This is a genomic window from Bacillota bacterium, assembly GCA_013314855.1.
Classification (GTDB): domain Bacteria; phylum Bacillota; class Clostridia; order Acetivibrionales; family DUMC01; genus Ch48.
In genome coordinates, this window is the sequence record JABUEW010000035.1 from 21,438 (window position 1) to 35,246 (window position 13,809).

Sequence of the window (13,809 nt, forward strand, 5' to 3'; positions counted from 1 at the left end):
ATGATGACACAAAAAATTGGTTACGATAAAACTAATAAAATTTTGCAAAATTTTTAGAAAAAATATATGTGTAACAGTCAATTTAATCTAAAATGTTTGTTTAATGAGTATGACTTTTAGTAAGTAACCTATTGCCAACCGAATAATTATTTAGTATAATTTAACTACAAAACAATTGTTCGAGAGGTTGCATAAACATTATGTTCTAATAAACAAATTTTATTAAAAAAATTAATACAAATTTAAGATTTTTAATAAATTTGATAATCTGATGAATATAAAGAGGTACATTTATGGATGAGGTAAGAGTTTTGATAGTTGATGATGAAGAGCGCATAAGGGAAATGATTAAGGAATATATCAGCCTTGAGGGATATATTATTGATGAAGCTTCGGATGGAGTTGAAGCATTAAACCTGTTCGAACAAAATAAATACTCGCTTGTTGTGCTCGATGTTATGATGCCTAAAATGGACGGCTGGAGTGTGTGCAGGGAAATCCGGAAAACCTCTCATGTACCTATAATCATGCTGACAGCAAGAGGCGAAGAATACGATAAATTGTTTGGGTTTGAACTAGGAGTGGACGACTATGTTGTAAAGCCTTTCAGCCCGAGGGAACTGCTTGCCCGTATGAAAGCAGTTATGAGAAGGAGTATTTTGCCGTTTCAGGATGTTCAAAGGGAGAATAAAGCTGTCTTTGAAGGCCTTGTTATCGAGTTTGATTCACGGAATGTATATGTAGATGGGAATATTGTCAGCCTTACACCAAAAGAGTATGAACTATTGAATTTCTTTGTCAGGAATCCGAATAGAGTGTTTTCAAGGGAGCAGCTTCTCACAGAGGTCTGGAGTTATGATTTTACAGGAGATGATAGAACCGTGGATACCCATGTAAAAATGTTACGGGAAAGCCTGGGCCATTATAGGAAATATATTGTGACTGTTTGGGGAACAGGCTATAAATTTGAAGCAGGAGTCAGAAAATGAAAAGTATAGGTTTTAAGCTCTGGGCCGGGATGATGGCCCTTGTTATAATTGTATTAGTACTTCTATGGCTTTTTCAGATTGTGTTTCTTGAAAGCTTTTATACCGGTATGAGAGTATCGGGGGTAAAAAATGAAGGTAGTTCCATTGCTAAATTACTTGGCGAGGGAAATAAGGCCGAATTTGAAAACAAAGCAGATATTTTCGCATTTAATAACAACTTGAGCATTGAACTTTTAGACTTGGATGGAAGTATTGTATATACAACAGGCTCGACGGGCTATGCCGGACAAATGCCCATGATGAGAAGTAGAGAAAAGGTTGAGGCTTTTCAGGAAGTTCTTGCCGGAAAGGAAGTAACCATCCCTTTATCTCATCCCCGGTTCGGGAACAAATTTATGATGATAGGACTCCCAGTAAAAACATCCGGAGAATTAACAGGCGTGCTTTTTATAAACATGCCGTTAGCTCCGGTTGAGGATACTGTTTTAATTTTAAAAAAACAGCTTATATTTATTACATTGATTTTGCTTGCTGCAGCACTCTTTATTTCATATATGATCTCCAGAACATTTACGAAACCTATACTTGAGATTAAGAAGGTATCTGAGAAGATGGCTTCCGGCGATTTTTCAGACAGGATAAAATCCGGGAGTAGGGATGAAATCGGTAAACTGGCAGAAACAATCAATTATATGGGAGAGGAACTTTCTAAGATTGAACAGCTTCGTAAAGACTTGATTGCCAATGTATCCCATGAGCTTCGGACACCGTTAAGCTTAATCCGCGGCTATGCAGAGACCATAAGAGATGTCAGCGGAAATGTTCTGGAAAAACGTGAAAAACAGCTTGATATTATTATTGAAGAATCAGAGCGGCTAAGTAAGATTGTGGATGATATTCTTAACCTTTCACAGATGCAGGCAGGGTACATGAACTTAAATCCGGGACAGTTTTTGATAAACAAAACAATAGAGGATATAATTAAAAGATATAATATTTTAAGTGATAAGACAGGTATTAAGATTATATTTAAAGCTACCGGGGACATAATGGTAACAGCTGATGAGTTGAGAATAGAACAGGTATTGTATAATCTTATAAATAATGCTTTCAACCACACACCGGAAGGGGGAAGCATAACGGTTAAAGTGATTAATCGTCAAGACACTGTTAAAGTCGAGGTATCAGATACTGGAACGGGCATCTCAGATGAGGACATCAAGCGTGTGTGGGACAGGTACTATAAAGCAGACAAAACAAGCGGAAGGAAAATGGTGGGTACAGGACTTGGACTTGCTATCGTAAAAAGCGTACTTGAGGCACATAAGGCTTTATATGGTGTAGAAAGCAAAAAAGGAGCCGGAACTACATTTTGGTTCGAGCTTAATAAATAGGTAAGCGTTCACATTATTTTAATAAATATTTCACAATTCTTTTAGAGTTCTATCATACTTCTATCACAATTACTCCTTATAATAGAAATAGAAAATGTAAAAACAACGTCGGACATTTCCTAACTGAACAGGAATGTATTATTGTTCGGAGAGAAATGTCCTAATACCAAAAAAGGAGTGTGAATTTTATGAAAAACTTAAAAAGAATTATTGTAGTAGTAATAGTAGTAGTTATACTTGGCGTAGCTGGTGCTGCTTATGCCGCAACAGCAAAGACACCTGCAGAAATTGCATCGGGATTGACAGGAAAAGCTATTGAGGATCTCTACAAGGAGCGTGCTGCAGGAAAGACTTACGGCACCATTGCAAAAGAAGCCGGAAAACTAGAGGAATTCAAGGAACAAATGCTGGAACAGAAGAAAGCAATTCTTGACCAGCGTGTAGAGGATGGAAAGCTTACTCAGGAACAGGCCGATGAAATCTATGATTCTATCAAAAACAACCAGGCTGCATGTGATGGAACAGGGAATGCCGGAATTGGTAAAAAATATGGAGCGGGTTTCGGCCAGTGCAGCGGTATAGGCAATAGTATTGGCAAAGGTGGAGAAATACGCAATGGCAGTGGATTTGGCGGTAGAATGGGAGTTGGTAGAGGTCAAAACAGGTAGAGAGCTCTCTAATGTTTAAAGGTTTTAGAAAAATATAGCTTTTATTTGAACAAAAATAAAACCACAAAGGATGCTGTAAAGAACAGCTCTTTTGTGGTTTTTATCGTATATTAATTTATAAACATCCTAAATAATGTTAGATGTTATGTTTGATGGTAGATGAGTAAACTAGACTTCAAGAAGAGAAGCGGTTTTATAGATGCTTTTCTTTTAGGAATACCCTTCGGTATTTCTGCGTTACCACCCTGTACCATGCCAATTACAGCTTCTGTTCTTGCTTATTCTGCAACTAGAGGAAGTGCATTGTTAGGAGCAGTACTGATGTTTACCTATTGAAAGGGTATGTAAACATACTTCTTACGAAAATATTCAGAGCGGTTAAAAGAACGGATACCATGGATGTATTTTGAGATATTGATAAAATTGCTCCCCAGGTGTTGAAACACATAGAAGAAAATTATAACAAAAAACTCACGTTGAATGAACTGGCAAGGTCCAGTTTCTATAACCCCTCGTATTTTAGCAGGATATTCAAGGAATGCTATGGCAAGATACTTACTGAATACATAAGCGAAAAGAGACTTGAGGCTTTTTTGAGCCCAATACCAGAGACTTTATTAAAGATTAAAGCGTGGGTAATGGAAGGACCTACACACCACTATGCTCTGGGAAGCGAACATAATTCTATTTAATTTATGGAGACTATGTTATATAATTACTATTACGCCTCTGTTTTAAAATACAAAGCAGATTTATATATAATGGGTGATAAACGGTGTTATAAAAATATAGCAGGGTAATATTTAAATAACACCCTGCTACTTCTAACTCTATATTACGCTTTTACTTTGTATGGTCTCATCATTTCATTATCTTCGTGGTCTAAGATATGGCAATGCCAAACATATCCAGGACCAAGTGTAGGATCGAAAGAATACAGGTTTTTGCCTGGTTTTGCAACAAATACAGGGATATCTTGTGGTGCGAAACGGACTCTTATACGGGTAACTTCATTCGAGTTCACCTTTACAGTATCTTTCCACCCTTTTTCATTATCAGGTGGACTGATGGGTTCGCCGTCCAAATAGGGTTCTATTGGCAATGCAATAGTGGGATGGTCTAAAGGAGGAACTCCATTAAATTCTTCCCATTTATTCTTATACTCTTCTGCCTTAAAATTCTGGCGGCTAACAACCTGGAATTGCACCAGATGCAAATGTATTGGATGTGTATCCATTGTTAGGTTAATTATAATCCATTCCTCTGTTGATCCGACTCTTGGTAATTCTGATATTGGGGCCGACCATTTTTGACCATTTAATACAAGTATTACTGGACCATTAGGTGTAGTTACTTCATTTAATGTCAGGATTCTGGGAGGTGAGTCCGGTATAAGTCTTGGAATTCTATTAAGTTTGTCAGGCAGCCTGGGCGGTTTAACTGGCGCGGAAGAATCTGCAAGTACTGTGAATTGCATAATTTGTCCGACAGTATTCGGATCAGGCGTATCTCCGCCCGGAAATGGAGCGTTTGCATCATTCTGAAGAATTATTGAAGTACCTGGTTCAATACTCGAAAAATCCATAAGAATGTCTGCACGTTCTCCCGGTGCTATTAAAAGTGAACCAAGCTCAACTGGCTTAGGTAGGAAGCCACCATCACTTCCAATTTGTACAAATGTCATACCATTTGACAGCTTCAGATTATAAAACCGGGCATTGGAACCGTTAAGAAATCGGAACAGATACTGGCGTGGTTCTACATCCAGGTTTGGCCATACTTTTCCATTTACCATAATAGTGTCACCAAAAAATTCAGGTGTCCAGTAAGGATGAATATTGGGATTTACTCCAACGTTGTTAAATGAAAAGGAGCCATCAGTATTAAATGACCTATCTTGTATCACTATTGGTATCTCATATTTCCCGCTGGGTAAAACTACATTTTTCTCAAGTAATGTATTATGTTTGCAATTTTCGGGGTCACGTAACAAATAAAATCCAGCAAGTCCCAAATACACATTAAGTCGTGTTATACCAAGTGTATGGTCATGATACCATAGAGTAGCTGGTTGCTGTTTATTAGGATACGTATAAAGGGATGTTACAAATTTAGGTCCCCTCTTCCCATTGCTAGTGAACCATGCATCCGGATGACCGTCAAAAGTAGAAGGTACTTCACCTCCATGAAGGTGTGTCACCACTGGTATCGGTTTTTGTGCCTTAGGGAATCCGGGAGGGAATAAAGGCCAGGGCATGGGCGGGTCCATAGGCATATTATTAGGATTTGCCCAATGTAAGGTCGGGTCGACCGCAAGTAGGTGTAAACCAGTCAATTTATTAATCCATTTTACCATAACAGGGATACCTCTAACAGCTTCAAAAGTAGCTCCGGGTGAACTTCTGGAATACTTGATACGCCCGGTTTCAGGGTCTTTAACAAGTCCACCGTATCCCCAAACTGTCGTCTGAGGAAAACCTTCAGGAAGAATCTGCTGCTTGAACTCACTTATATCTACAAAATAAAGATGCCTTTTTTCCTTATTTTTATATATATTCACTTTATTTCCATGTATTTTTTCTTCAATTGTGACTTTTACTTTTAATATAAAGGGTTTATAAACAGGCGGCTTTACTAATTGATTGACAAACTTTGGTATAGATGCAGGATCAAGCTTGGTGGTTTGCCTAAAGGATTGTACTTGAAGCTTCTTCTTACATATAATATATTTTAAATAATTTATAGCTTTAAATAGATAGAAAGAAAATATTCCTAATAGGATTTTAAACATTTATATAACCTCCCTTATAATGTTTACTACAATATATTATGTTGACTACTGTAAAAAGGTTCTTGCATTATTGCGGTGCTGATTTACGCACAATGTTCCAACGCAGCCCTGGTGGCGAATATGCTGACTTGAAACAGGAAAGTCGGAAGATATATTAAAAAGTAAAAAGCAGGCACTTCTTAATTCCGGTGATGAGTGGATTATAGACGGCAATTATGGAGGCACTATAGATATGCGCCTTGAAAAAGCTGATATAGTTATTTATTTAAATTTAAGTAGATTTGTATGTTTGACAAGTTATATAAAACGGGTTATTCCCCATATAGGAAAAGGAAGAGCGGATATGCAGGAAGTATGCCTTGAGAAGCTTGATTTTAAGTTTATGAAATATACCTGGAATTTTCCTAAAACATCAGGTCGAAGAAATAAGGAAAGACTTGGAATGTATAGCAATAAAAAATATGAGAATATGAGTATTGAAATGTATAATAGCATAATAAACCGCTATTGAAGCATATGCGGAGTGATATATACAGGATTCAGCTATAAAAACTCAATTCGTCATAACGCTGTTTTTACTATTATATTTGAATAATTTGATGACTTTCAGTAGATTATTCAAAGCTGTCGCTGGCGGTGATTGGCAAGGCAGTTCCTGAACATCCACGGGGAGAATACCCGTGGAATTTTGTGAGGTGCCCGTGCTATCAGTTTTGGTATAGGTTATGATTCAAAGACCTCTTTGAGTGGTGCCTCCAGATCTTCAAACCAATAGGATTTTATAACTTCGCTGTTTTTATACGTTATGAATGAATCAATCTGAAAATCTTTAAAACCGTAAACCAGGACTGTTTTCCCTTGGGGGTCTACCACCCAGAATTCCTTTACGCCCGACAGCATATAAGTATTCAATTTATCTACCATGTCTTTAGACCTGGTATCGGGCGACAATATTTCAACAACCAGTGTGGGTGTTCCCATATACCGCCCCTTTTCGTTCACTGTATGTTCCAGGTCACAGGCAATAAGCAAATCAGGCTGCATCACATCTGGCTCTTTAAAACCTTTTTTGTAAAAATGCACATCAAAAGGTGAATAGAATACTTTACACGGCTTTCCCTTCAGATAATTTCTTAATAAGACATGTAGATTGCCTGAAATATTCTGATGATAGGTACTTGGAGACGACAACAGGACAATCTCTCCATTAATGTACTCCATACGCAGATCGCTTTTTTCATAGATTGCCATGAATTCTTCATAGGATACCTTTTTTCCACCGTACTGATAATCCAAAGACCTTTCCAGTACGGTAAAATACCGCTCAATATCGGTAATATACGGTGTCATGCGAATTATTTTCTTGCCGTTTTTTGTGATAACCACTTCATTATCATTACATACATAATCTAAATATTTTCCAAGGTTGGACTTTAATTCTGTGGCTGTGATCACCAATTTATTTTCATTTTCCATATTCACACCGCCTCTTACTATGATTTACATCGTATGGTTTAACAAAAAAATCGTACATATATATAATATCATATCGTACGAATATTTGCAATACCGACTCTGTTTATAGGGCGCATTTTATTTTTATGAAGAAAATGCACCCGTTTAAAGCCGAAGTGAAAGTATTTGCTGAAAGATCGGCCGACATGGGCAAGATACTTGGTCAGAATGCCATGATACACTGCAGGAGGATTTTGGTAGGGCCAGGTGCATATGCAGATATGGTTATAGATAGGAATTAATAGTAATAGAAGAAGGAATACAGCATATTATTTATATTGAAAAAACATCATCAAGATTGGCTGTTAATCCCTTAAATACTATTGACTCTGCGGATTCGCCGATTTTCCAGGTGCGCGTCTCGGAAATTTCATTGTTCTCAAATAAATATAAATGGATTTCCTTGTTAAAAGTGTTAATAATCCAGTATTCTTTTACACCACTGCTCATATACAAATTCAATTTTAACACCATATCTCTGCTTCTCGTTGCTTTAGATAGGATTTCAACAATAAGTGAAGGTGTGCCAATATATCTGTCTTTTTCATCAAGCATTTCTTCCGGATTACATATGATCACGATATCTGGCTGTACGACGTTTTTATTATCCTCATAATCTGTCAAAGTAATATCAAAAGGTGAAACCAGAGGGGTACAATTTTTCCCTTTAAACCAATTGCCAAAAATCAAGAATAAATTTGCTTGAATTTTTTGATGAGTGTAACTTGGTGAAGCCATTAAATAAATTTGTCCATTTATAAACTCGTAATGTTTATCAGATGCATCTTTCATTTTTAGAAAATCTTCGTATGAGGTTTTTGTATTTCCACTATGATATTCAAGGCTTTTTTCACAAACGACTCCTTCCTTATACAAATTAGTAAGCAACTCTTCATTATATTTGACCAGCATAGCTATATTTTTACCATTACTGGACACAATAACTTCTTCAATTTTACATAGTTTGAGGTATTTATCGAAATTGTTTTGCAATTCTGTTGGATTTACTACCATATAAATCACACTCCAAATACTTAATTTTATTAGCTAATATTATATAACAAAATAGCTAAAATGTAAATAGTATCCAAATTAAAGGAAGTATATAAATATCGCAGAAATCTTTCATTCTGCTGTTCATGATACCTCTTTTAATCATGGCATGGAACTTTTCCGCAATAAAGGAAGATTTGAGATAAAAGATTTTAAGTATGTACAATTAGAAATACAGTTAAATACTTTTATCAACAGAAGGCTGAAATTCAAATAAAATCAGCCTTTTCTGCGCGCGTCGGGAATGTTCCCCTATTCACAGTATGAAACCATTTTTTAAGCCGTTGTATAGTAGGAGAATAGGTGTGACGGTACACTACAGAGCAAACTATATTTATTTTTATCATACAATTAAAATATGCTCTATTCTTTGCGATAATTGCTTGAAGTATTGCAAAAATTGCTATATATGATGTGTCATAAAAGACAAAGTTGGACGTCCCCGCGCCTGCATGATACCCTGACTCTGCCTTTTATAGTCTGCATCTCAAAGGTCAAATACTCCAGATATCCGGGAATATGCGGCGAGAAACTTATTTCCTCCCATCCTGGTTTGGCTGGCTTAAGCCCGATAATGTCTTCTATCATCACCGGAATCGGTGCACTAGCCCAGGGATGGCACAGGCTGGTGTTCCACTTCTGGTCCTTTCCCCATACCTCAAAGCATGCAGTTGCACCCTCTCTCAGCATATTGGCCCAGGAATGTTTATCCTTGGACGTTATGAGCTGGTACACGAGTTCATACTCTCCGATACCTGCTAATCCCTTTAGGTTGATAACATTATGACAGCCGTCACCCACAACTGTCGAAAGGTTAAAATCATAATCATCCCGTAAATTCTCCGGCCAGTCAACCAGATTCCATTTCTCCTTGACGTTTTCCAGAAGACCGTCGTCTCTTTGATACTTTTTAAAATACTCAACAACTCCCTTTGCTACCGGGTACATCTCTCTTAAAAATTCTTTATCGCCGCTGTGTTGATAGTAATTTAAAAGCTGAAGGGGCCACTGAAGAGAATAATCGGCAATTTCCTGCATAAAGCTTCCCGGTGCGACTGCCAATCAAACCGGGACAAATATACGACGATGCGGCAAAATCCTGCAGCTCTTTCTTAAATAGTCTCAAGTCTCCCAAAAGATACAGGTGTGAAAGACTGGTAATGGTAGCATCTCCCAGATACTGTCCTTTTTCTCTGCTGGGGCAATCTACAAATACTTCCTGCAAGCCATATTTTACAGCATTTTTGCATATTGTCCATATATTATTCAACAGAGGGTCGGAGGATTCAAATTTGCATTTGTTGTCATCCATAGGATAGTGGCGGACAACTGCACAAAAGCTTTCAGGCTGTAAAGGATTTGTGGGTGAAATTACTTCCACATACCGGAATGCCTTGTAATCATAATGTTCCAGAACATTCCTCCCGTCGGACAAAATCCAGCTATCCTTGTAGTTGCAGTTGCACCTCATCATATATCTGACATGTTCCCCCAGGCCTTCCTCCAATTCCTCGCCGCACAGTATTTCTACAAGTTCGCCGGATTTCCCCGAGGTCTCCATTTTGAACTGCCCGGTGATTTCATGTCCGAAATCAATAAGATAATGGCCTTCTCCAAGTTTTTTCACCTTAAAAAATTAGCTTCCTTGAAAGCATATAGATAGTTGGAAAACATCCACTTCCTGGGGAAGAATGCTCCGCCGGAAGTGAGTTCCCAGTTGGTCTTCAGTGACCCAAGCAAGGCATATAATACCGGATAAACTGTAAACAAAATTAAGTCAGTATTGAAAGGGCGCATTTTATTTTTATGAAGAAAATGCTTCCGGCAACTAAATGCTCCAAGTCTTAAGAGGCTGTAAATTCACTTCGGGGCAAATCAAACTCGCAAAATAATTTGAATAGAATTTAATAATATTTCAATGTAATTATTTTGCTCATACAGTTGATTTGCTTATCCCTCGTCGGATTAACAGGCTCTATAAGACTTTCCACAATGTTACTTTCAGCATTTTCTTCAAAATTTGAAAATGCGCCCGTATTAAAAAATGGTTATTGAGTAAAAGCATTTTCCATGGTATAATTAAATAAAGGCGATGGAGTTCGCCATAAATGCTAGTATGCTAATGACTCCTACAGATAACATGTTCTTGTTGTCTGTGGGAGTTTTTGTTTGGGGGTAGTTTATATGGATAGGCATTTTGTATATCATGAGCTTTTAGATTGCATGGAAAGTGATGGGTGTCCGATTTGCATGCTGATTAATAAAAATATAGACCGGTTTATTGATGGGTTGTTGTATGAAAGTGTAAATGATATTAAAATCAGAGATAATATTAATAAGGCAAAAGGCTTCTGCAATTATCATGCATGGCGATTACAGCAAGAAGGCGACCCGCTTGCACATTCCATCATTTATGGAGATCTGGTAAATACCGCGATTAAAGAAATCGAAAGCTTTTTAAAGGAAACCGAGGGTTTAGAAAAGGCTTATTTAAAGTTTTCTAACAGGTCTAACCACATGCTTAAACAGTTAAAGCACTCCTTGAATGGAGAGGCAGAATGCCCATTATGCAAAATGGTGGAAGAAAGTGAAAAAGTGTATATAACGTCAATGACTGAATATATCTTTGCGGATAAAGAATTTAATATAAAGTTCCAAAAAAACAGTTTCATGTGTGTGCCGCATATGTTAAAAATGCTGGAATACTGCAGTAGTTTATCTTCAATAAAAACTGTTTTAAAAATTCAGTTGGAAAGGTTTAAGGAAATGTCTGGCTATTTGAGTGAGATAAAAAGGAAATCGGATTACAGATTTTTTAATGAACCTCACAGCAGTGAGGAGAAAAAAGCATGGATTACTGCAGTAAAGCTTTGGGTTGGCGAGAAAGGAACTAATAAATAGCTGTTTGCGAAGGAGATGTATTTCAAGTGAAAAAGTACATTTATATTGGACTGGGAGGCTTCCTTGGTGCAATATCAAGGTATATTATTAAAGGAGTGACGATATATCATTATAAAGAGCACGTACCTTTAAATACCTTGATAATAAATATCACCGGCAGTTTTGTACTGGCATTGCTGCTTTCTATCGCTTTGGAAATACTTGAATTTGATGCTGACCTGCGTTTGGGAATCGCTACTGGTTTCTTAGGTGCTTATACGACCTTCTCGACACTGTGCAAAGAAACGGTGAATCTGATGATGGAAAGTAATTACTACTCAGCAATCTCCTATATAACGGTTTCTACTATGATCGGACTGGCTGCGGCATACTTTGGGATTGTCCTTGCCAGAGAAACCGTAGCAAAGCTTGTCAATAGAATGAAGAATAATTTAGAGCCGGAAGATGAGGTACTGCTGCAAAAGGAAGGGGAGACTGAGTAAATGGAATATATTTTAGTAGGTATCGGAGGAGCTTTTGGCAGTATAGCAAGATTTAGTCTGGAGAGAATTATTACACAAAAGACAAATTCATCATTGCCAATAGGTACATTCATCATTAACATAACAGGAGCGCTTTTACTTGGACTTGTCAGCGGTCTGGGAATAAACGGAAATCTGTATTTGTTGACTGCAGAAGGGTTCCTGGGTGCCTATACGACTTTTTCAACTTTTATGTTTGAGGGGTTTAACCTTTTTCAGGAGAATGAAAAATTGAATGCGTTCATATATATATTAGGTTCTTTGACTTTGGGGATTATTGGTTTTGCTGCAGGTTTAGAGACAGGCAACCTGTTAAAAGTTATATGAAGGAGGAGAATATATGAGTTTGCTGGGAAAGTGCAAAATATTAAAAATTTACATCATAAAATATTATGTTAACTAATAAAATTTGGTAATTACAGCAGCTTTTTCGCTGCTGATTGGTTTACAACTGTATTGTGCTAGTAAAATATTAGTTGGCAATATCGATAAAATAAAAAGCCTACCCTTAAAGGTAGACTCCATCACGTTCATCCTGTATAATATTAGTTGAAAGAAAAATCAAAAGACAGTATGGTGAAGTGGAATAAAACAAGCTGGAGTATTATCACCTATAGTACCTGAAGATGTTAGAAAAGTTTACTTAAACAATAAAGAGAGTATCAAATTATGAACTTGACCTGAACTTTGGAGGATTTTATGGCAAAGTTAAATCTTATAGCTACAGCTGCTTTTGGTGTTGAGGCAGTAGTAGCAAGAGAGCTTAAAAAACTTGGATATACTGAACAAACAGTAGAAAATGGAAGAATAACTTTTGCAGGTGATTACGAGGCCATATGCCGGAGCAATATCTGGCTCAGGTCTGCAGACAGAGTATTGGTAAAAGTCGGTGAATTCAAAGCACTCACTTTTGACGAGCTCTTTGAAGGTACCAAGGCTCTACCATGGGAGGAGTGGATTCCTGAGGACGGGGAGTTTCCTGTGGAGGGTAAATCCATAAGTTCAAAGCTTGCAAGCGTACCTGACTGCCAGGCTATAGTAAAAAAGGCTGTTGTAGAACGGTTGAAAAAAAGATATAAACGTACATGGTTTGAAGAGACAGGGCAAAAATATAAAATTGAGGTTGCACTTTTAAAAGATACTGCTACTTTAACTATAGATACCAGTGGTGCCGGCCTCCATAAAAGAGGATACAGAAAGCTGGTGGGTGAGGCCCCATTGAAGGAAACTCTGGCGTGCGCTATGTTATTGATAAGCCGGTGGAGAGGGGACAGAGTTCTTATTGACCCTTTTTGCGGCTCAGGTACAATTCCTATTGAGGCTGCTATGATAGCCAAAAATATCGCTCCGGGGTTAAAACGGGAATTTGCAGCAGAAAATTGGCCGGTTATCCCGAAGAATTTATGGGAAAATACAAGGACAGAGGCAATGGACCTGGTAAAGAGAGAGCAAGTTATAAGGATCCAAGGTACAGATATTGATGAAAAGGCAATAAGCCTGGCTCGGTACCATGCAAAAGAGGCAGGGGTAGATGAATTTATACACTTACAGTGTATGCCGGTTTCACGGATAAGCTCTAGGTATAAATACGGCTTTATTATCTGTAATCCGCCTTATGGTGAAAGATCGGGAGAAATCAAATCCGTAGAAAAACTGTATAGTCAAATTGGTCAAATATTCAACAAGTTTGACACGTGGTCATTTTACATTTTAACATCCCACCCTGAGTTTGAAAAATTTTTTGGGCGAAAAGCTGATAAAAAAAGGAAGCTTTATAATGGTAGAATAATGTGTAATTATTATCAGTTTTTTGGGCCTCCACTGCCCAAATAATTGCCGTCAACGTAAATTGTTGTTGCCAAAAAATATTTGACTAATATAATGAAATATATTATTATTTATAAAAAGTATTTACAAAAGCATGATGGTAGGGTGGTAGAAAGGATAGGGTTACTTGTATGTTATTGAAGGTTAGAA

Annotated in this window: 14 protein-coding genes and 1 pseudogene; 11 read left to right on the top strand and 4 right to left on the bottom strand. The window is 37.4% G+C overall.

Annotation, left to right across the window (positions count from 1 at the left end; translation table 11 throughout):
* The first annotated feature begins 293 nt into the window (after nucleotides 1-293).
* The 5 genes from HPY74_08090 to HPY74_08110 all read left to right on the top strand — a co-directional run bounded on the left by HPY74_08090 (nucleotide 294) and on the right by HPY74_08110 (nucleotide 3,743).
* Nucleotides 294-989: a response regulator transcription factor gene (locus tag HPY74_08090; protein NSW90620.1), complete on the top strand. Its 696-nt coding sequence runs from the start codon at nucleotides 294-296 to the stop codon at nucleotides 987-989.
* Nucleotides 986-2,383, top strand: coding sequence for a HAMP domain-containing protein (locus HPY74_08095; protein ID NSW90621.1), 1,398 nt, complete (start codon nucleotides 986-988; stop codon nucleotides 2,381-2,383). The genes HPY74_08090 and HPY74_08095 overlap by 4 nt, the downstream gene beginning before the upstream one ends.
* A gap of 188 nt (nucleotides 2,384-2,571) precedes the next feature.
* Entirely contained in the window at nucleotides 2,572-3,051 is a 480-nt protein-coding gene (locus HPY74_08100; GenBank protein ID NSW90622.1) for a DUF2680 domain-containing protein, read from the top strand.
* A 159-nt stretch (nucleotides 3,052-3,210) separates the two neighbouring features.
* Nucleotides 3,211-3,387, top strand: a complete 177-nt coding sequence (locus HPY74_08105) for a hypothetical protein (protein NSW90623.1) — start codon at nucleotides 3,211-3,213, stop codon at nucleotides 3,385-3,387.
* Between the two features lie 98 nt (nucleotides 3,388-3,485).
* Entirely contained in the window at nucleotides 3,486-3,743 is a 258-nt protein-coding gene (locus HPY74_08110; GenBank protein ID NSW90624.1) for a helix-turn-helix transcriptional regulator, read from the top strand.
* Between the two features lie 143 nt (nucleotides 3,744-3,886).
* Here the strand turns inward: HPY74_08110 and HPY74_08115 are convergent, their stop codons facing one another.
* A complete protein-coding gene (locus HPY74_08115; GenBank protein NSW90625.1) occupies nucleotides 3,887-5,842 on the bottom strand; it encodes a multicopper oxidase domain-containing protein in 1,956 nt (651 codons plus the stop codon).
* A gap of 232 nt (nucleotides 5,843-6,074) precedes the next feature.
* Here HPY74_08115 and HPY74_08120 point away from each other — a divergent pair, with 232 nt between their 5' ends.
* Complete coding sequence (locus HPY74_08120; GenBank protein NSW90626.1) at nucleotides 6,075-6,353, top strand: hypothetical protein; 279 nt, start codon at nucleotides 6,075-6,077, stop codon at nucleotides 6,351-6,353.
* A gap of 212 nt (nucleotides 6,354-6,565) precedes the next feature.
* On the opposite strand, the gene HPY74_08125 is transcribed toward HPY74_08120, so the two are convergent.
* Nucleotides 6,566-7,318, bottom strand: a complete 753-nt coding sequence (locus tag HPY74_08125) for a type II toxin-antitoxin system Phd/YefM family antitoxin (GenBank protein NSW90627.1) — start codon at nucleotides 7,316-7,318, stop codon at nucleotides 6,566-6,568.
* Nucleotides 7,319-7,443: 125 nt separating this feature from the next.
* On the opposite strand from HPY74_08125, the gene HPY74_08130 reads away from it, so the two are divergent.
* On the top strand, nucleotides 7,444-7,599 hold the full coding sequence (locus tag HPY74_08130; protein ID NSW90628.1) for a hypothetical protein: 156 nt from the start codon (nucleotides 7,444-7,446) through the stop codon (nucleotides 7,597-7,599).
* A gap of 31 nt (nucleotides 7,600-7,630) precedes the next feature.
* Here the strand turns inward: HPY74_08130 and HPY74_08135 are convergent, their stop codons facing one another.
* Together HPY74_08135 and HPY74_08140 are read right to left on the bottom strand one after the other, a co-directional pair.
* Nucleotides 7,631-8,371, bottom strand: a complete 741-nt coding sequence (locus HPY74_08135) for a Uma2 family endonuclease (GenBank protein ID NSW90629.1) — start codon at nucleotides 8,369-8,371, stop codon at nucleotides 7,631-7,633.
* 456 nt (nucleotides 8,372-8,827) lie between these two features.
* Nucleotides 8,828-9,971: pseudogene (locus tag HPY74_08140) on the bottom strand (hypothetical protein).
* A 623-nt stretch (nucleotides 9,972-10,594) separates the two neighbouring features.
* On the opposite strand from HPY74_08140, the gene HPY74_08145 reads away from it, so the two are divergent.
* From HPY74_08145 to HPY74_08160, 4 genes are all read left to right on the top strand, one after another.
* Nucleotides 10,595-11,311, top strand: a complete 717-nt coding sequence (locus HPY74_08145) for a hypothetical protein (GenBank protein NSW90630.1) — start codon at nucleotides 10,595-10,597, stop codon at nucleotides 11,309-11,311.
* A 26-nt stretch (nucleotides 11,312-11,337) separates the two neighbouring features.
* Nucleotides 11,338-11,793 carry a fluoride efflux transporter CrcB gene (gene crcB / locus HPY74_08150; protein ID NSW90631.1) on the top strand — a complete coding sequence of 152 codons (456 nt, stop codon included), beginning with the start codon at nucleotides 11,338-11,340 and terminating at the stop codon, nucleotides 11,791-11,793.
* Nucleotides 11,794-12,159 carry a fluoride efflux transporter CrcB gene (gene crcB, locus HPY74_08155; protein ID NSW90632.1) on the top strand — a complete coding sequence of 122 codons (366 nt, stop codon included), beginning with the start codon at nucleotides 11,794-11,796 and terminating at the stop codon, nucleotides 12,157-12,159.
* A 372-nt stretch (nucleotides 12,160-12,531) separates the two neighbouring features.
* Nucleotides 12,532-13,665: a class I SAM-dependent RNA methyltransferase gene (locus HPY74_08160; protein ID NSW90633.1), complete on the top strand. Its 1,134-nt coding sequence runs from the start codon at nucleotides 12,532-12,534 to the stop codon at nucleotides 13,663-13,665.
* Nucleotides 13,666-13,809: the final 144 nt, after the last annotated feature.

Coding starts and splice junctions, on each gene's coding strand:
- crcB (NSW90632.1), top strand. CDS start 11,794: ATGGAATATATTTTAGTAGGTATCGGAGGAGCTTTTGGCAGTATAGCA.
- HPY74_08135 (NSW90629.1), bottom strand. CDS start 8,371: ATGGTAGTAAATCCAACAGAATTGCAAAACAATTTCGATAAATACCTC.
- HPY74_08125 (NSW90627.1), bottom strand. CDS start 7,318: ATGGAAAATGAAAATAAATTGGTGATCACAGCCACAGAATTAAAGTCC.
- HPY74_08100 (NSW90622.1), top strand. CDS start 2,572: ATGAAAAACTTAAAAAGAATTATTGTAGTAGTAATAGTAGTAGTTATA.
- HPY74_08095 (NSW90621.1), top strand. CDS start 986: ATGAAAAGTATAGGTTTTAAGCTCTGGGCCGGGATGATGGCCCTTGTT.
- HPY74_08130 (NSW90628.1), top strand. CDS start 7,444: ATGAAGAAAATGCACCCGTTTAAAGCCGAAGTGAAAGTATTTGCTGAA.
- HPY74_08105 (NSW90623.1), top strand. CDS start 3,211: ATGAGTAAACTAGACTTCAAGAAGAGAAGCGGTTTTATAGATGCTTTT.
- HPY74_08090 (NSW90620.1), top strand. CDS start 294: ATGGATGAGGTAAGAGTTTTGATAGTTGATGATGAAGAGCGCATAAGG.
- HPY74_08160 (NSW90633.1), top strand. CDS start 12,532: ATGGCAAAGTTAAATCTTATAGCTACAGCTGCTTTTGGTGTTGAGGCA.
- HPY74_08115 (NSW90625.1), bottom strand. CDS start 5,842: ATGTTTAAAATCCTATTAGGAATATTTTCTTTCTATCTATTTAAAGCT.
- HPY74_08120 (NSW90626.1), top strand. CDS start 6,075: ATGCGCCTTGAAAAAGCTGATATAGTTATTTATTTAAATTTAAGTAGA.
- HPY74_08145 (NSW90630.1), top strand. CDS start 10,595: ATGGATAGGCATTTTGTATATCATGAGCTTTTAGATTGCATGGAAAGT.